21 protein-coding genes and 3 pseudogenes are annotated in these 23,922 nt (G+C 46.7%); 4 read left to right on the plus strand and 20 right to left on the minus strand.

From position 1 onward, the window contains the following. Positions 1–117: 117 nt before the first annotated feature. Entirely contained in the window at positions 118–522 is a 405-nt protein-coding gene (gene vapC / locus KB213_RS10630) for a type II toxin-antitoxin system tRNA(fMet)-specific endonuclease VapC (protein ID WP_211682966.1), read from the minus strand. Further along, on the minus strand, positions 522–749 hold the full coding sequence (vapB, locus tag KB213_RS10635; protein ID WP_456306878.1) for a type II toxin-antitoxin system VapB family antitoxin: 228 nt from the start codon (positions 747–749) through the stop codon (positions 522–524). Before vapB ends, vapC begins: the two co-directional genes overlap by 1 nt. A gap of 223 nt (positions 750–972) precedes the next feature. Between vapB and KB213_RS13020 the strand changes: the two genes are divergently transcribed. Further along, positions 973–1,884, plus strand: a complete 912-nt coding sequence (locus KB213_RS13020) for a recombinase family protein (RefSeq protein ID WP_211682967.1) — start codon at positions 973–975, stop codon at positions 1,882–1,884. A 201-nt stretch (positions 1,885–2,085) separates the two neighbouring features. Here KB213_RS13020 and KB213_RS10645 read toward each other — a convergent pair whose 3' ends face one another. From KB213_RS10645 to KB213_RS13025, 12 genes and pseudogenes are all read right to left on the minus strand, one after another. Next, entirely contained in the window at positions 2,086–2,631 is a 546-nt protein-coding gene (locus KB213_RS10645) for a hypothetical protein (RefSeq protein WP_211682969.1), read from the minus strand. 215 nt (positions 2,632–2,846) lie between these two features. Then, the gene (locus KB213_RS10650) at positions 2,847–4,433 is read right to left on the minus strand and encodes a hypothetical protein (protein WP_211682972.1); all 1,587 of its coding nucleotides are present in this window, start codon (positions 4,431–4,433) and stop codon (positions 2,847–2,849) included. A 283-nt stretch (positions 4,434–4,716) separates the two neighbouring features. Beyond that, positions 4,717–5,097: a type II toxin-antitoxin system death-on-curing family toxin gene (locus tag KB213_RS10655; RefSeq protein WP_211682974.1), complete on the minus strand. Its 381-nt coding sequence runs from the start codon at positions 5,095–5,097 to the stop codon at positions 4,717–4,719. After that, positions 5,094–5,324, minus strand: a complete 231-nt coding sequence (locus KB213_RS10660; protein ID WP_211682976.1) for a hypothetical protein — start codon at positions 5,322–5,324, stop codon at positions 5,094–5,096. The genes KB213_RS10655 and KB213_RS10660 overlap by 4 nt, the downstream gene beginning before the upstream one ends. An 83-nt stretch (positions 5,325–5,407) precedes the next feature. Then, on the minus strand, positions 5,408–11,263 hold the full coding sequence (locus KB213_RS10665; RefSeq protein WP_211682978.1) for a DUF3320 domain-containing protein: 5,856 nt from the start codon (positions 11,261–11,263) through the stop codon (positions 5,408–5,410). A 75-nt stretch (positions 11,264–11,338) separates the two neighbouring features. After that, entirely contained in the window at positions 11,339–11,827 is a 489-nt protein-coding gene (locus KB213_RS10670; protein WP_211682980.1) for a type II toxin-antitoxin system YhaV family toxin, read from the minus strand. A gap of 2 nt (positions 11,828–11,829) precedes the next feature. Further along, entirely contained in the window at positions 11,830–12,162 is a 333-nt protein-coding gene (locus tag KB213_RS10675) for a type II toxin-antitoxin system PrlF family antitoxin (protein ID WP_211682981.1), read from the minus strand. A gap of 344 nt (positions 12,163–12,506) precedes the next feature. Next, positions 12,507–12,629, minus strand: coding sequence for a transposase (locus KB213_RS10680; protein WP_211682983.1), 123 nt, complete (start codon positions 12,627–12,629; stop codon positions 12,507–12,509). Positions 12,630–13,079: 450 nt separating this feature from the next. Beyond that, positions 13,080–15,008 (minus strand): hypothetical protein, encoded by a 1,929-nt coding sequence (locus KB213_RS10685; RefSeq protein ID WP_211682985.1) that lies wholly within the window; start codon positions 15,006–15,008, stop codon positions 13,080–13,082. A gap of 331 nt (positions 15,009–15,339) precedes the next feature. Beyond that, positions 15,340–16,206: pseudogene (locus KB213_RS10690) on the minus strand (IS3 family transposase); the annotation flags it as partial. Between the two features lie 24 nt (positions 16,207–16,230). Further along, positions 16,231–16,572 carry a hypothetical protein gene (locus tag KB213_RS10695; RefSeq protein ID WP_249110500.1) on the minus strand — a complete coding sequence of 114 codons (342 nt, stop codon included), beginning with the start codon at positions 16,570–16,572 and terminating at the stop codon, positions 16,231–16,233. 123 nt (positions 16,573–16,695) lie between these two features. Then, positions 16,696–16,827 (minus strand): hypothetical protein, encoded by a 132-nt coding sequence (locus KB213_RS13025; RefSeq protein ID WP_282958329.1) that lies wholly within the window; start codon positions 16,825–16,827, stop codon positions 16,696–16,698. A gap of 207 nt (positions 16,828–17,034) precedes the next feature. On the opposite strand from KB213_RS13025, the gene KB213_RS10705 reads away from it, so the two are divergent. The 3 genes and pseudogenes from KB213_RS10705 (at position 17,035) to KB213_RS10715 (ending at position 20,516) form a co-directional block, all read left to right on the plus strand. Further along, a complete protein-coding gene (locus tag KB213_RS10705; RefSeq protein ID WP_211682989.1) occupies positions 17,035–18,123 on the plus strand; it encodes a glycosyltransferase family 61 protein in 1,089 nt (362 codons plus the stop codon). 92 nt (positions 18,124–18,215) lie between these two features. After that, positions 18,216–19,431 (plus strand): annotated as a pseudogene (locus KB213_RS10710) (IS3 family transposase). Between the two features lie 71 nt (positions 19,432–19,502). Then, a complete protein-coding gene (locus tag KB213_RS10715) occupies positions 19,503–20,516 on the plus strand; it encodes a glycosyltransferase family 32 protein (protein ID WP_211682992.1) in 1,014 nt (337 codons plus the stop codon). Positions 20,517–20,743: 227 nt separating this feature from the next. On the opposite strand, the gene KB213_RS10720 is transcribed toward KB213_RS10715, so the two are convergent. The 6 genes and pseudogenes from KB213_RS10720 to KB213_RS10745 all read right to left on the minus strand — a co-directional run bounded on the left by KB213_RS10720 (position 20,744) and on the right by KB213_RS10745 (position 23,877). Then, positions 20,744–20,896, minus strand: a complete 153-nt coding sequence (locus tag KB213_RS10720) for a hypothetical protein (RefSeq protein WP_211682994.1) — start codon at positions 20,894–20,896, stop codon at positions 20,744–20,746. Beyond that, the gene (locus tag KB213_RS10725) at positions 20,897–21,190 is read right to left on the minus strand and encodes a WGR domain-containing protein (protein ID WP_211682995.1); all 294 of its coding nucleotides are present in this window, start codon (positions 21,188–21,190) and stop codon (positions 20,897–20,899) included. A gap of 30 nt (positions 21,191–21,220) precedes the next feature. Next, a pseudogene (locus tag KB213_RS10730) lies at positions 21,221–21,523 on the minus strand (HU family DNA-binding protein); the annotation flags it as partial. A gap of 180 nt (positions 21,524–21,703) precedes the next feature. Continuing rightward, complete coding sequence (locus KB213_RS10735; RefSeq protein ID WP_211683000.1) at positions 21,704–22,018, minus strand: hypothetical protein; 315 nt, start codon at positions 22,016–22,018, stop codon at positions 21,704–21,706. Between the two features lie 228 nt (positions 22,019–22,246). Further along, a complete protein-coding gene (locus KB213_RS10740; protein ID WP_211683002.1) occupies positions 22,247–23,497 on the minus strand; it encodes a Y-family DNA polymerase in 1,251 nt (416 codons plus the stop codon). After that, positions 23,497–23,877, minus strand: a complete 381-nt coding sequence (locus tag KB213_RS10745; protein WP_211683004.1) for a LexA family protein — start codon at positions 23,875–23,877, stop codon at positions 23,497–23,499. Before KB213_RS10745 ends, KB213_RS10740 begins: the two co-directional genes overlap by 1 nt. Positions 23,878–23,922: the final 45 nt, after the last annotated feature.

The raw sequence follows: 23,922 nt of genomic DNA on the forward strand, positions 1-23,922 counted from the left end.
TGAGGCCATCGTGTGGACGGTACGCCACCCAGACGTTCTTCTATTGTTCATGACAAACGTTTTTAGCGTACCGTCCACACGATGGCCTCTTTGAGAAATACGATTTCCGAGGCATCCTCATTTTGATAGCCAATCCTCTGAGCGAAGACCATGTACTCTTGTAAACTCACGAAGGTTTCCGGTTACGACAATAAGCCCTCGGCTGCGCGCGTGGCCAGCGATCATGAGATCATACGGCCCAATGACACAGCCCCTGTTTTCTAAATCGGCCCGAATTTCTGCCGTGTGGGCAGCAGCATCGTCATCAAAAGGCAAAACATCCAACCGGGCGGCGAAAAGCTCGACTTGGCGGCGGTGCCTTACGGGATCCTGAGACTTCTCTGCACCGTAAAGGAGTTCATACAATACGACGTCAGAGATGCAGAGTGCTTCCGCATTATCATTGAAGCGTTCTCTCAACCCTTGTGGTCGATCACGCAGCACACGAATACAGAAATTCGTATCAAGTAAGAAGCGGAGCATCAGAAGCTTTCTCGCTCCTGCATCTCGGGCTGAGTGCGGGGCGCCAGTTCAACACCGGGAGAGGCAAAGAAATCATCCCAAGCAGCATTGGCCGGCGCAATGATCCGACGTGCGCCATCGGAGATGATGACCACGTCTTTCAGATCTGGCGCGAAGGCAACAGCCTTGGGCAGGCGTACCGCCTGAGTGCGGTTCGAGAGAAAAAGTGTCGTGCGGGTCAACATCATGAATCTCCAATGTATATTCATATAGTATATACATTAAGCATCTTCTACGCCACGAAAAATTCCAAAAAGAAGAAATTCGTACTGTGTCATTTTGGGGTATATCCCAGAATGGCGTCATGGCACTTGCTCAGAATCCGTCAGTATAAAACGGTTTTACTATATTCATGACATTCGTCCCCAAACCTCTTAGAGACTAACATGACATTTAGGGGAGAAGAGGGCGTTGAAGGGGCAAAGAGTCGGTTATGTCCGTGTGAGTACATTCGATCAAAACGTTGATCGTCAATTGGATGGCGAAATACTGGATCGGGTTTTCACCGATAAAGCGTCCGGCAAAGATGTTCAGCGGGCTCAGCTCGATGAGCTTCTGGCCTTCGTGCGTGAAGGCGACATCGTCGTCGTGCATAGTATGGACCGATTAGCGCGTAATCTCGATGACCTCCGCAACTTGGTGCACACGCTGACGCGAAAAGGCGTTTGTGTTGAGTTTGTCAAAGAGCGTCTTATTTTCTCAGACAAAGATGAATCTTTGCCCAAACTGATGCTTTCGGTAATGGGCGCTTTTGCAGAGTTTGAACGCTCTCTTATTCGAGAAAGACAGCGCGAGGGTATTGCATTAGCTAAAAAGCGTGGTGCCTATCGCGGCCGAAAGCGGGTTTTGTCTCACGAACAGGTTGCAGACATTCTCCAGCGTATCAGTGACGGTGAGACAAAAGCTGCGATTGCCCGTGAGTACGGAATAAGCCGGGAAACCCTCTATCAATATCTAAGATCTTATCCAAATGGCGGTGTTCGCATACGGCCAGCAAAAGCGGTTGTTCAAGACGTACCTGTGGGCGCAAAGCCCTTCATTGCGACCCTTACTCTGACCGTTCAGAGCCAGTCCGCCTTCAGACTAAACCTCTCTTCGCTGCACGCTGAAATTGAGGACATGCTGGCGGAAGATTACGATGTGCAGAAGAACGAGAAGGGCGAGTATAGATTAGCTATTCCTGCTGAGTACACGCGCACAGAGCATGATCTCACTGCTGAGATAGCGGATCTCTTTGACGAAATTGACGCCATTGCTGAAGAGTATGTCTGTACGGCGGTCGCAACGCTTCGTGAAGTGGAAGGGCAGGAGCGTGTTTGGTAAGCTTTTGACCACAATCACTCAAACAGCCCTTGGCTCGACCGAGCAGCCCAGCCAAGGGCTGTTTATTGGGGAAATCGGAAGGTCGGCTCACAAGACGACTCAAACGAGAAAGCTAACATACTCGTACCTGAACTGCCTCCCTTGGTTTTTCGCCCCATATTACACGGAATGATCTATTCTATACTTTGTAAACTTACATTCTTACCAGTGTGGTAGGCGAAATATATAAGACACTCCAAAGTCATGGTAAGGAAATGTAGCTAAGTACCATTTTAAATAATCGCGGCAAAAACCCCTAAATTTCTGGTCGTTCCACAATACCCTCATTTCACGCTTTGTTAGACGCATCGACTTATTTTCATTATGTTTGTCCGCGAAAACACGACCAGTATAGGGATTAAGCTTTGGCCATGGTCGGTTTTGGTTCTGCCAATGACCATGGGGAGTTGATGGATATGGATCGGGATCTGCCTTAGTAAAGATCCAGCCCTGAAATAGAAAGCATAAATAATCCTCATCGTCTGGTTCATCTGGATTAGCTGGAGCTCCCGTTACGGTAGCATCATCGGGAGGGAAGTCGTCTTTTTCCTCCTGATCTTCACCGCTTTCACCTCGTGGGTCACCATACGTAGCATGGTCGTTATAGAGCCATCTAGCAATCGTTACACGTTCAATATACTCATCGAGTCCAATCAACCCATATCTATAATGGTCCTTAGCAAACTCAATAAGGATGTTCTGTGGCATGAGTTTTATCTTTCCACTGCAATGGGCACTTTAAAAAGCCTTAGAATACATATCTGTTTAAAAGTAAAACCTAATTAACGCTGGGTTCAAACCTTCTGATATCGACGCTTAGAGTGAAAGTCCGCTATTAGGCGTAAGCAGTAGGTCTGCTTACGCCGTCTTTTCAGACATATCCAGCAAATTTCTTTATCTAAAAGCCGACATAAAAGAGAAGTTCATTTATTATACTTCATGCAGAATTCAATGTTATAATTAAATATAGTATCAAGCATTAATCCTTTTTTTTCCATCAGCCCTTCGGTAGTCATCCTTCTATTATATAATATAACGTAATTTTTAATAGTTTCACTTGTTCTGTAAGGACCATAATTATATATTATATTATGTATAGAGTGAGTTCTCTGCCGAGAAGCTGATAATAAAAGAAACTCATAAGTATCAACTCCTACTGAAAACATAGCTCTTGAGACATCTTGTTCTTCATTTTTAATTTCTATTTTTTGGGGCAAATAAGGAATTTCGTTCATAGAAACTGCAAGAAATAAATAATCTCTTTTTGCGTTTATTTTTTCACTCCATCCCTTATGCACAATATCACTAATGGTTTTGTAGCTTTGCAAGAGTGGGTTATATTGCGTTTTTTTTAAGCTACTATTTACACATTGAGTATCATCATCTGAAGAAATAACTCCATCCAAATACCTTGCTGATTTAACTTCTATTACCAAAACAGATTTCCTTTCCTGGTCCAAAATCATTGCGTCGGGAGATAAAATCCGTGATTTTCTAGGGCCTGCAGCAAATTCCGGAATATACTCGTAATTCATACTTGAGCTCATTTCGCAAAATAATTTTGTTATATTTTGCACATATTCTTCGAAGCATTTTCCAAAATCTGAGAAAAATTTTATATCTTTGTTATTTTCGTAATGAATTTTATGGAACAAATTTTCGAAAAGAAGGTCCTTTGCATACCCACCATCGATGGGAATATATTCGTTCTCAGATAATTGCAGGAAAGGTTTATCCCTGAATAACGAATGATCAGACTTGTTGTTGATCGTTCTTGTCGAAAAATCCTTTGCATCGTGTAGAGAGCACGAAACGTATTTCATTATCTTCTTTATTGTAGAAATTTCTACACTGCATTTTTTTGAAAATTCATTAACATTGAATATCCAATTCGTACTTTCTATTGGAAAAGTAAATCCATCGTTATTTACGATTACGGTATAATCACACAGTATACTGTATATTACATATAGATAAATATTTAAATCAAAACCCACTTTATTTTCAAATAATTCTATATATTTTTTTAATAGTGAATTTTGTTTTATTTTTATTGATCTGTATAAAATATTTCTGAAATCCTTATTTGAATTCAGAATGACATTTTTAGCTGAAACATGTATCATATTTTCCATATCTTTATCGTAATAGTCATTTATATAAAGTATTAATTTATGAATATTCTTCAAACTACTATGAGAATTTCTTATTTCTGAAATTGAATTGATTCTAGTAAAAATAATTTTCCAACATTCTAATATCTGTGGTCGCCCATACATTCGACGTTCAGAGTTCGCATAATATTTCTTTTTCTGAGGCGGGACAATATGACTTAATGACCATTTAATAAATCTCTTTTCCATCAAAGATGAAAATGACAAAGAAGAAACTAAACACAAAGAATCTATAGATGAAAAACAATATTTTGAAATTGGGTTTTTATATACTCCAGTATAAAAATCTTTATATGAAAACAATATATTTATATTTCTAAATTTTTCTTTGCTCATCTAACTGCTCGTATTATATTATTTGAAGTTATATTCGCCACTCGGGCATTTATAAACAGAATTTTGTGATTCTCTCCTCCAACATAATCGAGGTTAGCTAAAATCTCGTAGTATTTTCAGAATAACAGATTTTTGTGAAAGAAAGTTCTCCAAAACAGACCGTCCGTTCCCCCCCTCATAGCAGTCACTGACCTGGCTGCTATGAAAGGCGTAGGCTATTAGTCTTCCTGCGTTCTACAGGAACGAACCAATTGAAGAAATGTTTCTAACGGCCCAATGCCCTTCACCGCTCCTCAATGTGCACCGAACGACGGAGCCACCGGTCTAACGATTCAAAGCTGAACTCCCCGGACGCATAGAGGCCAAGTAAGAAGTCTTCTGTCGCCTGGGCATCAGCAACCCATTGTGCGCCGTTGATCACCAAGAATGTGTACGTCGTGGCAAAAGCTGTACGCTTGTTACCATCAATGAACGGATGGTTCTGTGACAGGCTTTCCCACAAAGCGGCGGCTTCTTCGATCAGGTCGGCATAATAACCCGTCTGTGGCCGATAGAGAGCGGCCGTCAGCAAGCCTGCATCACGAAGTCCGGCAGACCCACCGTAACGGGCTATCTGATCGTCATGGATAGCCAGAACTTCCACCAGCGTCAGATACTCGGTCACTCTGCCAGCTTACGATAAAGCGGCGCGAAGGTCTCATGACTGGATTGGTAGGCGGCCATGACAGAGGGGCGTGGCCGGTTCTGCTTCCTTTTTTCAAGCAAATCCGCCAGCGCTTCATCGACCAGCGCTTGCAGCTGGCGTCCCTCAGTCTGTGCCAGTTCGCGCACGGCCTGCAGGATGTTCGGGTCAACCTGGGTCGCGAACTTCTCGCGGGGGATAGGGGCCATTTCGTCTCTCCAGTCAGACATAAAAGCTATCATGATCGATCATGATGTATCAAGATTTATGCAGTTTGGCCTATCAGGCCATCCTACGCTCCCTCAATACGCGCCCGTGCTTTCGCTGAAAGCCTGCGTATCCCGAAATATAGCGCCACCTCCTCCACATCACGTCCCTGACGCGCAGCTTTAATCTCCTGAAGCGCAATCTGCTCAATGGGACGAATGTCATTCTCAGTCTCAGGAGCCCGCGCTTGTGACCACACGTCACGGTCCTCGGCTTTAAGCCAGATGATCGTCTCCCCCTCCGGCTCTGTTTCAAGGAAATAGCGGCGCGACGCTATTGTCATAATCCGCTCCCGAATTAAGCGGCCACTGCGCTGAAACCCATGCGCGCGGGCAATCCGCTGGACCAAGAGATCCTCCGAAAGCGGCGCTTCCTGATGCACGGTCCGCGCAATGAGTTTCTTCAGGATCGGGTCATAGGTTTTCTTGTTAAAATCGTCGGCACTGATGTCGTAGTTAAAGCTTGTCAGCGGTGTTGCCCGATAAACGCTTTCTTCTACTCTCGGCTTCGGGGCTTCACGCTGCACCACGGGTTGAAACTCAGCGCCAACTGCTGCTGCCGGTAAACCTGCATGAAAAGGCTCTGTACGTTCTGCCAGCTGTACTGTCTCCGGAGCAGACTCAAGCACGGGTTCTGAGGGCGTTTCAGGCGGCGCGGGCACAGCACGCTTTTCCCGCTCTTCGCGGGCCTGACGATCCGCAGCCAAGAGTTCCTTCAGGCGGTCGTCGAGTTTTTGCGCTTCGCCCTCTTTGTCATGCCACCAATTGGTCGACCAGATCCGCACCAGTGTCCATCCCAGTTTTTCAAGGATTGCTTGGCGCACTTTATCGCGGTCTCGGGCTGTTGCGGCGCTGTGATACGACGCACCATCACATTCAACGCCGGCTAAGTAATCTCCAGGGCGGTCAGGATGCACAACCCCCATATCAATACGGAATTTCGACACACCTACTTGCGGAACAACCGTCCAGCCCCGCTTGCGCAACGCCCATGTCACCGCATCTTCAAACGGGGAATCAGACCCGCCCATTGACCCTTTCACGGCCTCGGCAAGAGCACGCGGGCCTCGGTTCGCAAAATCAATAAAGGCTTTCAGATCCCGAACGCCTTCCACTGAGGTGCGCGTAAGATCAATCATGCTTGGGTCAAAGGAGGTAAACACCACCATTTCACACCGCGCTCGGGTAGTCGCCACGTTGAGACGGCGCCCACCACCATTGCCATTCAATTTTCCGAACGCCATGGACATGGTCTGACCGCCCGGCTCAGTCGGGCCAAAATTCACCCCGAGCAGAATGAGATCGCGCTCATCCCCCTGAACCGTCTCAAGGTTCCGCACAACCACCGGCTCCTCACGGTCATCGGCACTGAAATGCGGTTCGATCTCTGGATGTTCCTGACGGGCCTTATCCAGCAAATCTTCCACCAACCGCATCTGTTCGGCATTCATGGTAATGATGCCCAAGCTGAGCGGTTGGCCTTTCCCGTCCACAAAATTGGGGTCCCGGAGGCGTTGGACGACTTCAGCGACAAGGGCTTGCGCTTCGATCGGGTTGGTCCGAACACCGGGAGTATACACACCCGGCACCTTCTTCCATGTTACCGCACTGGCGCGTGTTTCAGGGGCGGGGAAGGTGACCAACTCATTGCCGTAATAGCGGCTATTGGAGAAGGTAATCAGGCTCTCATGGCGACTACGGTAATGCCAGCTTAACCGATGACTAGGCACACCCGCCGCAAGGCATTCATCCAAAATGCTTGGCAAATCTTGCACAGCATCATCATCGACCAAAGTGGTCACACCGCTGGAGCGCTGGAAATCATTGCTGGGCGGCATTTGACGTGGATCACCAGCCACAATGACTTGTTTGGCGCGGGCCATTGCACCGATCGCATCCCATGGCGTGATTTGGGATGCTTCATCAAAGATCACGAGATCAAACAACGCCTGATCTGGTGGAAGGTATTGCGCGATGGATAACGGGCTCATCAGCATACAGGGCGCAAGCTGGGTAAACGCTTCGCCCATTTCAGACGCAAGCTTACGAATAGGCTTACTGGGCCGCTGCAACTGAAGCTGATGGCGTAAGGTGGCAAAGCCATCTTTCTTCCCACGCGCCGATTTATCAGGAATTTGACCGCAAATTCGTGCCCGGATGTAACGCGAGGAGAGGTCACTCATACGCTCATCAACGGCGCGGAAACGGTCTATACGATCCTCCTGCTCACCCGCAACGAAGTGCTTGAGTAGCGGCTCTGCGTCGATACGCGTGGCTGCAAACCATTTGGCATAGGCCGTATCAAAGGCTGAGAGCGCTTCATCCGGATCCGGCGCGACCGTGCCGTCTTCCAGACCTTGCACGATAGGCAGTATCCCGGCCTGCACGGCTTCGTTGCGAGCGCGTTGCCAGGCCGTCCAGGCATTTAAGCGCGGCCCATAGGCCATAATCGCCGCCGCACAGAGACGGATCTCCTCAAACCCTGCCGTTGGGGCAATCTGCGCACAGCCCGTAAAGACCTCACCTTTCTCTTTTAGCGCGCTCAGTGCCTCTTTGAGGCGTTCTAAACCATTGGCAATATTCCCTCCGGGTATGAGCAGGTCATGCGCGTCCACCACTAACCGTGTGACGGTGCTTTTCAGCTCCGCCATGGCGGCTGGATCCGTAGCCAAAACAGCCATAGCTGCCCGCAGCGTGCGTATCCGCGCGATGCTTGCCTCAATGACCGCGCGCTCTGTTTGTGTGCCCTTTAGCCCCGGAAGAGAAGACGCCGCCTGAAACGCCGCATCGCATTGTGTCAGGGTCGTACGCATCGCCAAAAGCTTTGGCAGGTCTTTCTCAGGGTCCGCCGTCTCCTTGCAACCACCAGCTTGTGTCAGGGACGCGGCAACTTTACGGCGCGCCAATCCGGACATAGGCCACATCTTACCGAGCGCCGCTGCTAGATCGGCTTGTAACGGTTCAATCTCAAGTTTTCGGACTGCGTCATGCGCATAGGTCGTACTGAGTGTCGCTTCGTCAGTGCGGTACGCGTCGAGAAGGTCCAACCCTTCCTGAGCCGAGGTGATGTGCCGCTCAATATCAGGCAAGAACGCACAGGCCATATCGTGCCCGTATGTCGCCAAGCAGGCTTCAACTAAAGCGGCGATCTGATCGGGCTCAGCCTGAAGGGCAATCTCAGTGTTGAACTGCGTTGCTGCCAAAACGTCGTCGCGTGTGCGTTCGACGGTTTTTATGGCCTCTGGTAGAGCTCTTGCCGCAGCAACAAGACGATCCTGCCACGCATTGGACCATTCTGAGCAGGCGAGGATCTTCAAATCTGACGGAAGATCAGACACAGCCTTACGCGCAATCCCAAGACGACGTACATTCTCACGGAGCGTTATCATCTCCTCTTCGGAATGACGTGTTCCCGTATGGAAAACTAAACGGGGTGTCGCGTCTGTCCAATCGCGCACCACCCGCCCAATGGCACGGTGAAGTGTCCATCCATTCGGATCAGGCGCATGGAGCAGCTTCACCACATCATTGAGTTCATCACGCAAACGGCGAATATCATTCGCTTCACGCGCCCATTCTTCGGCCGTAAAACTGTCCCGGGCCGTCCAGGCACTATCCAGTTGTTTGAGGACGGCCGACTTTGTGGCTTTTGCCGAATGCAATTCCAAGCAAAATGGTCCCAGCCCTTTGCTAGCCAACCGTCTTTGCACAACATCAAGCGCTGCTTGTTTTTCTGCGACAAATAAAACGCGCCGACCAAGCGCCATATTATGCGCGATGATATTAGCAATGGTTTGGCTCTTCCCGGTTCCGGGCGGTCCATCCAACACAAAATTCCGCCCTTCTGCGGACGCATAAACGGCTACGAGTTGCGAGCTATCCGCGGGCAGGGGCGTGAATAATTGCGCAGGATCGACCCGCTGATCCATCTGCTCGGCTTTTGGGAAATCATCACCATCATCAAGATGCACGCTGCCATCGCGTTCAATGAGGTGATGCACAACGGGACTTTCTTTGAGATCTGCGCCCCGTTCGACCAGATCCCGCCACATCAGATATTTGGCAAAAGAGAAACTGCCAAGCACAACCTCTGGAACAACCTCAAAACCGGGCATGTCGCAGACGGCTTCGCGCACACGGCGCCAGATGGCGTCAACATCAAGGCCACTCTGATCTTTGGGCAAATCCCCGTCGAGCCCCGGAATTTCCAGAGCAAAATCTTGGCGTAAAAGCTCCAAGAGCGTTAGATTAAACCGCGCCTCATCTTCATGCGCTTTCATGGTCATACCCGATTGCACGCTCTTACGGTCGAGTTGCACGGGGACAAGGATCAAAGGCGCACGATACGCCTTTTCATCATTCGGTGATTTTTTCCATTTTAAAACACCAAAGGCTAAAAAGAGTGTATTGGCCCCACCTTCCTCAAAGCTGGCGCGGGTCTTACGGAAGAGCTCGATGAGAGCCGCATCGAGCTTATCTTTGGGGAGTTCAGACATGACCTCCAGGCGTTGCAACGCCTGTTCTGCCAGCTCATCCGCCAAGGTCGCGTGGTTTTGTTGTTCATAGATCTTTTGATCCCGACCGCTAGCGGCCAGGTCCGGCATAGGAACAAGACGTAAGATCTTCTCTGCCGCAAGCATATCTTCTAGCACAGCGGGGCTGGGGCAATGCAGCCGGAGCATGCTCTTACCACTACGGATACTGAGCAAATTATTCGACGTCGTCAGATTGAGCAGTTTGCGCTGCCATTGCTGGATGCGGCCTGTCGGAGAGTCTGGTGTTTCGTCTTTGAGAATATCCGTATCAAAAGCTGGTAGAGACGGGGCGACTTCTAATCCTTCGCGTATAACGCGGGTTGCCTCATCGGACGCCTCACTCTCCGAAGCAACAACGCCTAATGGGCGGATTTTTTGCAACCGTGCGCGTCGTATATCAACGGCCATACGGAATTGCGCGTCAGCCTCTTCCGAAAGCTGACGCCGTGCGGCTTTGATGGCTTCGTTGAAAGACGAAGGGACTTTATGCGTCACCCCCGTCGTTTCGAAGATAACGATATCGTCAAGGTCGATACGCCGACGCAGTGCCGCGGCTTCTTCTGTGAGAATGGTGGCAAATTCGAGAGGTTGTAACCATACACCTGTGAAAGCATGGCCTTCAGTCACAACCACCACAGCATGCAAGCCAGCCTGCTCAAGGGCTGCCGCAAAGAATAATGCTGTATCAAGGCACGTCGCCACACCACCGCTCATAATTTGCGAGGGTGTACGGATTTTTTGACCCGTCATTTCAAAAGAAGCGGGGGGCAACGCATAGGTTAGACGCAACCCGGCAAGAGCTGACCAGATTGCAGATGTGACTTCCCAAACGCGCTCTCGTTTTTTGCTTTTATAACCGTCCAGCGCATCGGGACGCCCGGCACTGCGCAAAACATCCGAAGCCGCTTTGATCATTTTATCGACGGCTGGATCATTGGGCATCACAAAAGCCGGCAAAAGCTCGGCCATGGTCGTCGAGCCGCCCCATTCATTATGGGCAAGCAGGTCAATCGGGCTTTCCGAGGCCGCAAGGAGTGCCCCCTCTTTATCGGTCAGACGTAACGTGAGCGTTCCGTTAAGCCCTTCCGTCAATGTGCTGAGCTGGTGCGCTTCGAGCGTAACATCACGGTCTTCAATGACCTGTTCAACACCAGGATCTAAGCGATCAATCCGCCATGTCTTGGCTTGAACACAAGCGGGGTCTGATGTGAGTGTTAGAACCACATCATGCAGCGATGCGCTATCCTGCGGTGGTACAATGCGGATTTCACGAATAAGGGGGATAGCGTTTTGGTGCGTTGCGAAACCAATTTTTGTGGCAAAGATGCCTTCTAAAATCCAACCCACTTTTACGCTCCCGCGATCTATTTAACGTTTATAATGCTCTGATTTTTATGGACACGAAGCTAAAATTCTCTTGTCTCACACTGAGGGTGACGCAGCCGTGAGCCGCTCTGCCACAGTCTTTTGAGAGACCGCTCGGTACAACTCTTCCCAATCATTGGGCGGTTGGCCGTTGTCTAACATGCCCTTGAAAACCCGGTAGGCATCGTTTTTTGCGCCATAGGTCCGCAAGGTTGTTTCGTCATTGACCCAAGCAAAAATGATGATTTTTGCCGCCGAGCTATAGCGGAAAAAGAGACGAAAACGACCATTGCCAAATTTAACCCGGAACCAATGTTTGGTATCACCGCCAAGTGTAGAACCCTGCCGGTAAATGGCCAATGTCGGATCAGCCGGAATACGCTCAAACACTAATCGGTTTAGCGCCGCCAGAAGTTTGGTATTGGCATTACTTTGGTAGTCATCGGGCTTTTTGGCCTTCACTGCCTCAACAGTAGCCGTCAGCTTTTCCAGTTGGTCGAGAAAAAGGGGATGCGCAAGGAGGGTCCAACCGTTCACGACGGACATGATTAAAGTGCCACAGGACCATCAATGGCACCCTCGAGATCATCATCCACCGCGCTGACAAGTGCGCCCATGCGTTCACGCAACGCACCCGGCATTGGAAGAAGAGAGGTGTCTGGGTTGTTCGTCATGTCCCGAGTAAGAAAAGACAGGAAGGACTCAATAACGGGGTCATGCGCCTCTTCAGCCACTTTCTCGATTGTGACGCGACGGTTGTCATCCACGATAAAAGCGATGCGTCCCCCATAATCAACACCAAGGGCTTGCCGAACAGCTTTGGGAATTGTGGCTTGCCCTTTTGAGGTAAGGGTACTTTCGTCTTTCAGTAGCGTCGTCATTGTGACCTCCTAAACCAAGAATAAAGTAAGGAAAAATCATTACTTATGTCAAGCGATTTACGAGGTCGATCGGAGACTTCCAAGAGCTGCTGAGCGGCTCGCCCCGCTTGATATTAGGTTTTTAATATGTTTGTTTCTACTTCCTAGCCCTAATATTCACTCTGTGTTTGTAGCGGATCAGAAATTACCATCATATAGATTGCTACGTGCACACCTTCATTCTCTCCAAAAAAGAGTAAAGCGGCGCATATTATAGACGGTATTCTATTGCCCGACATTGGCAGATAACCAACGTTCCTCAAAGAGAGGTCAAAGTGATTGAATAGAATTTCAACCGCACCAGTCTACGTCAAACGCTCACGAAACAGCCAGACCGTTTTGGTATCCGGCACTCGGTCCGATAGCCCCAGACCAAAAAAATGCATAAAAGGCAAGCGATCATTGATTAGGAATCTCTGTACGCCCACCGAAGAAGCTGTCCAGCCTCAGGATCAGCAGAGTCTGGACGTCAAAACCGCATCAAAAAGTGAACGCCACCTTCTGCTGCCATCTGAATTAGGCCAGTGCCAGGGTCCAGATCAGGGCTGAACATCTCAAAATTCGGGCCATAGGAAAAGGCTCGCGTCAAGCCCACACAAACGATCAAGCCGGTCCGCGGCTTCAGAAGCCTGAAAACAGTTATGCGACCATCAAGGGTTTCCAAGTCATGTGCGTTCTAAAAAAGTAAAAGCTGGATTCCTTCAGCTGAAAAAATATATTATGAGATAATTATATTTAATCGAAACATAATTCACATTTTAAATAAAACAATATTTTCTTATTATACTGTATTTATAACAAAATTGACTATAACATTATAAGTTTTTCTCGATGAAACATCTAAATAAAATGTTTCATCGAGCAAGTCATTGGGCTACTTATTTAATAACATCGCCTAGTTGAATTAAATGCCAGGATCCATTCTCATATATGACTGGCGCATGATCATCATTGTCTTGTATCATAGATCCTTCAGACATTCCCTTGATAGATAAAATTTGAGCTTTGCTCATAGACTGTAACTGCAAGTATAATGGATTTGGCGTAAGACCGTATAAATATCCCTCCAAATCTGTCCAATTTAACCCATTCCACACTACAGGTATTCCAGGAACATTATAATTAAATTGTAGGGGCGCGCGTGAGTAACAATCCGTACACCATACTTGTAAACCAGCACTTATAGATCCAGAAGGAAGATGAAGATGATCAACTGCTGATAATATTAATTTAGCACCTGAAATTGTATTATTATTCATCGTAATATTCTCAGATGAATATATACCATTATTTTGAATTGATAACAATTCAGACCCATTGCTTAAAAATTTTAACTTACCAGGCTCTGTAGAAATAATTCTCATTATTGAAGAACTATCTCCATCATTATTATTTATGAAATCTAAAACAGGAGTTATATTTTTATCATTTGACGCCAAAGATAATGACCTTGATACTGTACTATATTGTGAATTTAATTTATTTATATTTGAATTATCTGCATTTAATGTTCCATCACCTGTAACATTTAAACCATTGTTTGACATCACATCACCAATGGAATTCCCTCCTCCAACGTGCAATGACTGAAAAAAACCTAATCCACTAGAATAAATAGCCCAATCAGTGGCATGGCTGGAAGCTAACGTAGATCCGTCCGGTTGTACATATGCGGCAGCAAGTTGCCCAATATCAATATTGGCTACTGCACCACGCCTAAATACAAGTCCATTTGTTAGACCTGGCTTATTATTGGGACTACCTTGAAAGAAATGGGCATATAAACATTGTGATGTACAATTATATATTTCATCATAACCACCTACTGTGTTAACTCCATCAAAATCACTGCCATTAGTTGTTCTATTATTTAATATTTGCGCTTCCCCAATTACAGCAGATCCATTTGATCCTTCATCAAGCCCAAGAACATGGTTCCATACCCAAGTATTACCGAATGTATTAGTACTTGGCTGAGACATTGAAATAAATTGTCCTACAGCATCATGGGTAGCCAAAACAGATTTACCATCTGTATTCAGATAACTATTATATGGATCATTATTCCTACCGACAATTGATTGAATATTATGTTGATACGAATTTAATGAACCAGTACCTGAAAATACACCAGACATATATGACACGTTTTGTGTTTGCGGTGAATTTAAGTTCCCAATAATAGAACTACCAGATAAAGAAAATATCTGAGACTGGTCAGGATTAGATGGTATTCCACTTGATGCACTAGATAATGATGCATGGTCAAGCTTAAAATACAACCCAGAGCAGGAGTAATTTACATTGGGAGCATAATACCTACCAGATGGATATAAAACGTATAAGTCATTTTTACACGCATATTCTACGGCATTAGAAATAGCCACACTATCATCTGCCCCACCAAAATCTAATACTGTACCTACTGGTATTTTATTTATTGAATTCGCAGATAATACAACTTTATTTCCATTAATACTATTAATAACAGTACCATCTGGAAAATATTTACCGTCAGCCCCCGCCCCATGAATTATAATTCCTATTTTTAAATTATCTATACTATCTAATATAATTTCACTAGATCCATCCTTAATATTTTCAACAACATTTTTACTTACAACATCACCTTTTGCACCAAAATCCTTTATACTTACATAATCAGACAATCTATCAGATAATGGACGCTGTGTACCACCGGCAATCGTAACCGTTGTCTGTACATAAGAAGAATTTATGGCGTCATTAGCCTCAGCTACCCCCCACAAAAAGGGGATTGATGACAAAAAACAAACAATGTGTTTCATTGGTTAATCCTATTAATATCCACAATATACCGTATAACACTATAAACTTTTTAATTAATTAAATTTGTAAATAATAAATTAACTTTGCATAATAAATTATGAACCCTAAAATCAGTCAAAAAAACTAATTATTTTTGTAAGTTTATTTGTAATTACATTTATTCTACATTAATTGGGAGGATAAAAGTTAGAATAGCAAAAAATTTTGTTTTTGAAGAACAGATTGCTCCGTTGTCCAGACTTAGGTTCAGTTGCTTTTGATTTTAGAAATCTTATTCAGTCTCTGTGAGGTGGACGTGTCACGGTTTTGTTCCGGACCTTTGGTTATGTGTTAAGCGGCCTTGCGCTCATAATCTAGGGGGCTTTTCCACTGCAAAGCGGAATGGAGCCTCTTGGTATTGTAGAAATTATGAATGTAATCTGCGATGGCCTGTTCGACCTCCTGTCGACTGCTCCATGATTGCCGCCAAATCAGTTCGGCCTTCAGTGTTTTAAAGAAGCTTTCTGTCACGGCGTTATCCCAACAATTGCCCTTGCGGCTCATGGAAACGATGAAGCCATGCGCAACAAGCCGTTTACGGTACTCTTCGGAACAATACTGGGAGCCGCGATCGGCATGATGGACACAGCCGGATGTTGGCTGTCGCACAGCAATGGCGCGCTCCAAAGCGCTCAACACGAGCTTCGTTGTCATGCGTGCCCCCGTACTCCATCCGATGACACGACGCGAGAAGAGGTCGAGCACCACAGCAAGGTAGACCCAGCCTTCACGCGTCCAAATATACGTCAGGTCGGCAGCCCATTTCTGGTTTTTCATTGTGATCGAGAAGTTCTGGTGCAGATGATTAGGGGCAATAACGTGATTATGCGCACTGTTGGTGGTCACTTTGAAGCGCCGTGTCCGAATAACACGCAGCTTCTGCTCTTGCATCAAGCGCCCTATACGACGGTGTCCAACAGAAAAACCCAATGCTTTCAACGCTGCCGTCATACGTGGTCGGCCATAACGTTGACGGTTTTGCGTATGAAGGGTGCGAATATGTACGACTAAAGCAGCATCCTGCCGTTTGCGCGTACTCACAGGACGTCGCTTCCGGGCCCTTAAGCCTCGGTCCGTGATGCCAAATAAACGGCAAGCTCGTCCACGCGGAAGAGGCCCATGATAGCGCGATAGAAACGCAAATCTCACGTCTTTTGCCTCGCGAAGAACTGTGTCGCCTTCCTAAGAAACTCCCTGCCCAAGGTCTCCCGGGAGAGGCTGTAATACGAACTCCAAGGACTGGGCGCATCGATGGAGGTTGGAGACAACCCGCTTGCGATGGATTTCATCGTATTGTCCGGCTCCCGGGTCTGTGTAGACCATGCCATGTCTGAGCGTATTGTAGAACAACACCGCTATTTTCCGGGCTGTAGCGGTCACAGCTTTGGCTTTCCCTACGCGAGCGGATAGGCGTCGGTAAAAGGCTCCCAACGCCGTATCACTGCGGCCAATTGTTGTGGCCGCCAGACGTAGAAGTGCTGCCGCACGACTGGAGGAACGACGGGCCCGTGATGATAAAATCATACCGCTAGAGATTTTATTCCCAAGCGCAAAACAAAGCCATGATGTGAATTTTTTAACAGTTCCCTCTCCTCCTGAAGAAGCAGGTTCTCACTACGTAATCTCTCATTCTCGCGTAATAAGGTTTCATAGTCCGTGGACGGAGAAGATGACTGAGATGGAGCCTGGCTCGTTCCTAATCCATTTCTTCAGCGTCGATGCACCAATGCCTAGGTCTTGCGCAATGCGGTCACGAGACACCCCACTACTCAGCGCCAATCAGATTGCTTCTTGCTTAAACTCAGCCTTGTAAACTCGTCCCATCCAATGCTCCTTCTCGACCATCTTCGGTCTTAAAGGTCAGGAACTAAACCGTGACACGTCCAATCTGTCTTTATTCATTATAATTCACTTGAGTTGTTGTATTTTTATTGCAATGAAATCAAAATAAAAATCATAACCATAAATTTTTCTGCAGGGATAACTATGAACTTTAATCAGAGGCAAATCCATATTTGGCAAGCAATCGATAATAACGTTCCAGGAGTAAAGTGGAACCTATGCAGTAAAGGGAGCGGGAGCCCGCGTGTACCACCCAGATTTTTATTAGGACCAGTACCACAAGAAATTGGAGATTGGTTTTATAGTGATAACTGGGTGCCGGATTCTGGAGTATATTCTATAGAAAATCTGAACATAATTACGGATCGTATCCTAATAAAAGATGATTATATTTTTCATATACCAGAAACAGGTATTGGTGAGGGCTCAATATCTGAGCATATAAACCTACCAGACCCAATAATAGAAACAAGAATAGAAGATGAAGTTGTAATTCTATGTGGTCCTGCATATCAAATGTATGGGCATTGGCTGATAGATTTTTTACCCAGAATATATTTAATAGAAGAGATGGGAAAAGACATTAGAAAAATAAAATATTTACTACCAAAAAATATAAGGAATTTTTCCCTTCAGTGGATGGATATACTCGGAATACCAAGAGAAAATATTTATACTTATGATCCTTTCAAAGAACGTTGCATAATTAGCAATGCATTAGTGCCAATCAGTGTTAGAGGAAACTCACGAGCAAACCCTATTTTAAATAGAATATCAAAGAAAATAAAACAAAGAGTTATTGGGGAAAAGGAATCAACTAAAAGTAAAAAGTTGCTTGTATCCAGAAAACTGTGGCCAAACCACTCACGTTCACTTTTAAATCAATCTGAAATAGAAGAACGGTTCAGTGAAAAAGGGTTCGATATTATTTTTCCCGAAACTTTAAGTATTAAAGAACAAATATCTACATTTCATGAAGCTCGCATTATCATTGGGGAATACGGATCTGGTATGCATAACTCAATTTTCTCACCACCACTTACTGAAGTGGTAAATTTTCGTGGGAATCTTGGTCATCCAGGTTTCCTGCAATCAGGTCTATGTGAAGCCCTAGGACAAAACTGCTCTTATTTATTTGGTGAATCAGGAAAGACCGAAGGCAGTTTTTCAATAAGTTCGCCAAGATTGGACATGTTAGAAATATTTTTACCCTATCTTTTAAATTCCAATTAAAATGTAAACATGCCTAATTAGAGGATTCGTGACGTGCCCCCCTGAAATGTATCCATTTTAAAGTAGTGTCCGTGTGAGAAGGAACCGGACCTATGAAGCGCAGTCGTTTTACGGAAGAGCAGATTATCAAGATCTTGCACGAGCAGGAGGCAGGGCTGAAAGTGCCCGACCTCTGCCGCAAACACCGTATGAGTGATGCCACGTTTTATAAGTGGAAAACCCGTTATGGAGGGCTTGAGGTCTCGGAAGCGAAGAAGCTGCGGGCGTTGGAGGACGAGAATACCCGTCTGAGACGCCTTTTGGCCGATGCGATGTTGGACAATGCAGCTTTGAAGGAAATCGTTGGAAAAAAAGTGGTGACGCCTGCTGCGAAGCGGCAGGCTGTTGACCTTGTGCGTGATGTTTCCAGTCCGAGTGAACGCCATGCCTGCAGGGTTGTCGGCGTTGCTCGTCGCGTTGTGCGGTATGTCTTTGTGCGCCCAGACGATACGGCTTTACGACACCTCTTACGGGAATTGGCGACAGAACGACGCCGCTTTGGCTATCGTCGTTTAGGGTATCTCCTGGCGCGTGAAAGGCATATCGTGAACCATAAGAAACTCCTCCGCCTGTATCAGGAGGAAGGGTTGGAAATTCGTCATCACGGTGGTCGTAAAAGGGCTTTGGGGACGCGTACGCCACTCACTCTGCCTCAAGAGCCGGGCCAAAGTTGGAGTTTGGACTTTGTCTCTGACGCGCTCACCTGCGGGCGGCGCATCCGGATATTGACCGTGATCGATGATGTAAGCCGAGAAAATTTGGCGCTCATTGTCGATACATCTTTATCCGGAGGGCCGTGTTGCCCAGGAGTCGACCATGTTGGTGGAACACTATGGGAAGCTGCTGAGTATTGTGAGTAACAATGGGACAGAGTTCACCTCCCATGCCATTGTGAAATGGGCCTAAGACATGGGCGTGGAGTGGCATTACATCGCGCCCGGCAAACCGCAGCAGAATGGTTTTACTGAAATCTTTAACGGCAGATTGCGCGATGAATGCTTAAACGAGACGCTCTCTACCTCTCTACCCCAAACGCGGCATGTACTGGCGTTGTGGCGTGAGGATTACAACACCGTGCGCCCACACTCTAAGCTCGGTGGTAAACCCCCCGCTCAAGTCGCTCAGAAATGGTCTTATGGGCATGCCTTGCTATCCCATCAAACACACACCATAAAAAAGAAACCTCTACTTTATAGTGGTAACAAATTGGGGGGCACGTCAATCAGCGGAGATCGCGCCTTTCAACAGTTCTTCAAAAGATCTAACTGAGCCTAAACTTTTCATGAACTCAATTATCATTCATAGTATACAAGACCATAATCAATGTTAAAGAGGCTTGTATGTTTGAATATGATTTTCATGAAAAAGATATAAATATTATCATTCATAATAGACGAAATTTAGTCATAGATGCAATGTCTAGAGCAATGTCTATTAAAGAAATTAAAGAATCTTCAATGTACTCTTTAATTGAGCAAACAAGATTAGACTATATATGCGATATAGAAACAAGTAATTTATCCGAATTATTAAATAATTTTCACAATGACTCACCGTCACTTTTAGGATTTGATACACCAGAAGCGGCTCTTGCTATCGCAAGATGCGTTTATATTATATTAAGGCAAGAAATACATGGCTGGATAAAACCATTGGACACATTGGTTCAATCTGGTCATATTCCTTTTATCAATCCAGATCTCGAAAAAAAATCAATAAAAATACCAAATAATATATGTCAATATTGGGACAATACAATTCCCCCATCTGACGTTTTAGAATTAATTTCAAAATGGAGAAAGATAAATAATTTTTCTCATACTTTAATAGATGACAAACAAGCTCAAGAATTTATCCAGTCTTATTTCGGTGATCGTGTTCTCAATGCATACTGTAGTGTATCACACGTTGCCGGAAAAGCAGATCTATTTCGTCTAGCATGGTTGTATCAAAATGGAGGTATCTATGTTGATGCTGATGAAGAGCTTCATGGAAATATAGAAAACATTATTCCCAGTGATGATTCTGTAGTTTTATCCCTATGTGAAGGGTCTCCTCCTTGCTTAACTAACAATTTTATAACAGCTCCAGCATTCGACCCTTTTATTGAACATGCCCTAAAAGTTGTTATTTTACGAATTGAGAACCCTCAAGATGAGGCAAGTGCTTGGTTACAAACCGGACCAGGCGCCATATCTATGGCCTTTTTAGATGACTGGGCTCTAGATTTTGATCGAAAAAAAACATCATCTGTTCAATTTATATATGATAGAATATTAAGAAAAACTTCTTCAGCAAAAGAAGACCTAGAATATAGAAAATCTAAAGAAAGTAACTGGAAGTTAGGATTATAACATTTTCTCCTAGAGGTGGAGGGTTTTTTTAACCCTCCAGATCAAACCCAATAGACAAAACAGTACACCCGTTCAGACGGCTAGAAACAACTTCCTCTCCCCCCACACACATCCTAAAATATCACAAAATTTCTGTCTAAAGCTTACACTCAAAAACGTAGACAATTTTGCTCAAACCACGCAGTGCCATCAAGCACACCTGGAGAAGGACTAGGCAAAAGAGACACTCATTCTTCAGGGCCAATCTCTAATCGCCAATATGCGCCGCTTGACGAAAGATAAGGCATTACGCGCAGCAACTGATAACCAGCAATATGCAACTCACTCACCATTCTTAAAATTCTTATAGAACGGCGAATAATTGGGTCTGAATTTTTCATTTACGTGTTCTCTTCCTCTGCATAACCCCGACGCATTTTACTCCGCGCCCACCGCATGAGCGCTTTTTGCGCCAACGCAGCATCCTGACAATGCTCACGCCGCTCTTGCCCTGCGGTCCCGATCCGCCCCCATGAACGCACCAAAACCGTGCTGCCAAACAAATCCGTCTCAAGATGGAGACGATAAAAACGCCAACAATTCTTCTCCGGCACGATGCGCTGCAAACGCATCGTTTCTGGAAACAAAGACAATTGCCGCCGCATCGTTTTGGCTTGGGGCAGAGTGCGGCTCATGCTCTCAACAGCCGCAGGGCCAAAGAGCACTTACACCGAAGCTTTCAGAGCCTCTTTCAAGGCTTTGGCCGGCGTAAAGGTCAGCTTCCGAGATGCTGCAATCGTGATTGTCTCCCCGGTTGATGGCTTACGCCCTTCACGCTCTGGCGTGTCTTTCACTTTGAACTTCCCCAGTTCCGGAAGGTTCACCTCTTCGCCATTTTTCGCAGCGACGGTAATCGTGCTGACCAAAGCATCCAACATGGCACGGGTCTCAGCCTTACTTGTCTTCGTGGTGTGCGCAATCTGATCGACTAATTCTGAAATCTTCATCGTTCTACCGTCCTCGATTAAAGCCTCAGCAGAGGTTTTACTGTGAGAATCTTAGACGTCTTTCAAGACAATCAGAATATTAAAAAAGAAAAAAAGCGGTTGCGGTTGAGCCTGTTGATCTGTGGGCAGAAGGGGGTTTCGTTCCGAAACGCCCTGTTCGCGCCAGCGACTGTCCATACATCCACAGGCCAGGACAGAGCGTTAGGACACCCACCCATGCACCCCACGCCAGGCCGTGTTCAGACTGCTCATGACCGTACTGCGGGCATAAGGCGGGGTGTTATAACGCGGATCTTGTGTGAGCTGATCCCACATCTTCTGAAGCTGCGTGCGTGTTTTCGGGGCTTGCTGGTGGGCAAAATTCCGTAAAATCCGCATAGCCTGCTCCACGGCGGCGGCGTGCGTCTCCATCACCGTGTGATATGCTTCGGTCGTCACAATGCTCTTTGGGTCAGGTTCCACCGCCACAAGGGTCATTAATGCGGCATGCGCTGTGTCCAAAGCCTTCTGCGTCACTCATGATACTCCGTCTTAAGAACGAGAACTTGCCCATTCGTGTGAATGTCCCGCCATGATCTCGATGCACTGATCATGACGTAACCCTTCTTCACATAGATAAAAACAAAATATTATCTATATCAGAAATAATAATACCATTATTTATATAATATATATAAATTAACCATTTATAAGTTATTTAAAGGATTAATTTTTTTAAAAGATATGACCTGTTCCCTATACGGATTAACCGCTTCTGACCAACGGAATGTCGTGCAAGATCGTCGTATAACTGGGGGATCGTAAAGCCGAACGTCCGCGCCAAGGTTCTTCAATACCGGTTGCAAGAAGATAGACAGCTTTGCGACCATAGCGCGCATTCATCTGATCCATTGCCGCCATAAGCGGCGATGACACCGTATCCCCCCATAAATCCCCTTGAACACCAGAAGATCGTATATCGGAAAGGATAACCCCCGCTTTGTCATACGCGTAACCATCACGCCATATATTGTGCACCAATCGCCGTGCCTGGCGGATGAGATCACGCGTATCCGAGGTCGGTGTCATCGTCATAGCCGCTTGGTTCGCATAGCGCGGTCCCTGTTTGAACGGGTTCGTCCGGATAAAAACCGTCATATGCGCCGCAACACGCCCTTCCGCACGCAAACTCTCGCCCAGACGACTGACAAAACTGGCCACCGCCGCCTGCAGAACCTTTCGGTCACGGATGCTTTGACCGAAACTGCGCGATACAGTCATGGCGTGACGTGGTGCCGCACCTTCCTGAAGGTCCAAATTGGACACACCGTTCAGCTCGGCCACCAGACGTACGCCTGTCACCGAGAGACGTTTGCGGATCTTCCCCGTCTCAAGGGCCATGAGATCCGCGATGGTGTGCACGCCTTCCCCTTGCAACCGCTCGGCCTGTTTGCGCCCAATGCCCCAAACGGACTCAACCGGCAAACGCGCAAACCACGTCATACGCTGCGCTGGATCCGACAGATCACACAGCCCCGCGAACTCTGGATGTTTTTTCGCAATATGGTTTGCCAATTTGGCCAAAGTCTTCGTTGGTCCCCAACCGACACAGGTGGGAATGCGCGCCAAACGCCAGACATCCTCACGCAAAGCCGCACACACTGATGGCACATCAGCGATACCCGTCAGGTCTAAAAAGAATTCATCAATCGAATAGTGCTCAACGGCGGGAACACGCTCTTGGAGGATCTGAGACACTCTGCGTGACATATCGGCGTAAAGCGCAAAATTGGATGATCGCCAGATGACATCACGGCATTCGGGACGTTTGCGAGCGAGATGCCACGGCTCTCCCATAGCAACACCACAGGCCTTTGCCTCGTTCGTCCGTGCTATCGCACAACCATCATTCCCCGATAACACCACAACGGGTTTGTTGTGCAAACGGGGATCAAAGGCGCGTTCACAGGAACAATAAAACGCATTCCCATCAATTAAAGCAAAGAGTTTTGTCATTACGGGTCAAGACGCACCAAGCCATCAACAATCCCCCACAGCATGATCTCCTCTTGTGAGGAGAGCTGACGCGGAGGAACACCAGGTGTTGCGGCTTGCAGCCACCAACCCTTTTGGTCGCGCGTCACTGTCGCCAGTGTCAGCGTTTCGTTCAAACACGCAATCACCAAACGCCCCGCTTGCAAAGGCAGGGCTGTATCCACAATGACAATATCGCCGTCTCGGACACCGCGGCTTTCCAAACTCTGGCCCGTAACCCGCATCGGGTAACGTTGAGGCCGTGTCAGATCCAATACGGCAATTAAATCCACGGGTCCTTCACATGCTTCAGCGGCTGGGGATGCGAAACCCGTTGTCCGATCGCCCTTATACGATGTCATAGTGTTCTCCTCATAAATGAGAACATAACAGGAACACCGGCCCCA

The sequence above is a fragment of the Neokomagataea anthophila genome (assembly GCF_018122595.1).
In the GTDB taxonomy this organism is placed as follows: domain Bacteria; phylum Pseudomonadota; class Alphaproteobacteria; order Acetobacterales; family Acetobacteraceae; genus Gluconobacter; species Gluconobacter anthophilus.

Excerpts from the sequence above, each read along its gene's own strand:
- vapC (WP_211682966.1), bottom strand. The coding sequence starts at position 522 with ATGCTCCGCTTCTTACTTGATACGAATTTCTGTATTCGTGTGCTGCGT.
- vapB (WP_456306878.1), bottom strand. The coding sequence starts at position 749 with ATGATGTTGACCCGCACGACACTTTTTCTCTCGAACCGCACTCAGGCG.
- KB213_RS10645 (WP_211682969.1), bottom strand. The coding sequence starts at position 2,631 with ATGCCACAGAACATCCTTATTGAGTTTGCTAAGGACCATTATAGATAT.
- KB213_RS10650 (WP_211682972.1), bottom strand. The coding sequence starts at position 4,433 with ATGAGCAAAGAAAAATTTAGAAATATAAATATATTGTTTTCATATAAA.
- KB213_RS10660 (WP_211682976.1), bottom strand. The coding sequence starts at position 5,324 with ATGGCCCCTATCCCCCGCGAGAAGTTCGCGACCCAGGTTGACCCGAAC.
- KB213_RS10670 (WP_211682980.1), bottom strand. The coding sequence starts at position 11,827 with ATGTCCGTCGTGAACGGTTGGACCCTCCTTGCGCATCCCCTTTTTCTC.
- KB213_RS10675 (WP_211682981.1), bottom strand. The coding sequence starts at position 12,162 with ATGACGACGCTACTGAAAGACGAAAGTACCCTTACCTCAAAAGGGCAA.
- KB213_RS10685 (WP_211682985.1), bottom strand. The coding sequence starts at position 15,008 with ATGAAACACATTGTTTGTTTTTTGTCATCAATCCCCTTTTTGTGGGGG.
- KB213_RS10695 (WP_249110500.1), bottom strand. The coding sequence starts at position 16,572 with ATGATTTTATCATCACGGGCCCGTCGTTCCTCCAGTCGTGCGGCAGCA.
- KB213_RS10705 (WP_211682989.1), top strand. The coding sequence starts at position 17,035 with ATGAACTTTAATCAGAGGCAAATCCATATTTGGCAAGCAATCGATAAT.
- KB213_RS10715 (WP_211682992.1), top strand. The coding sequence starts at position 19,503 with ATGTTTGAATATGATTTTCATGAAAAAGATATAAATATTATCATTCAT.
- KB213_RS10720 (WP_211682994.1), bottom strand. The coding sequence starts at position 20,896 with ATGAAAAATTCAGACCCAATTATTCGCCGTTCTATAAGAATTTTAAGA.
- KB213_RS10725 (WP_211682995.1), bottom strand. The coding sequence starts at position 21,190 with ATGAGCCGCACTCTGCCCCAAGCCAAAACGATGCGGCGGCAATTGTCT.
- KB213_RS10740 (WP_211683002.1), bottom strand. The coding sequence starts at position 23,497 with ATGACAAAACTCTTTGCTTTAATTGATGGGAATGCGTTTTATTGTTCC.
- KB213_RS10745 (WP_211683004.1), bottom strand. The coding sequence starts at position 23,877 with ATGACATCGTATAAGGGCGATCGGACAACGGGTTTCGCATCCCCAGCC.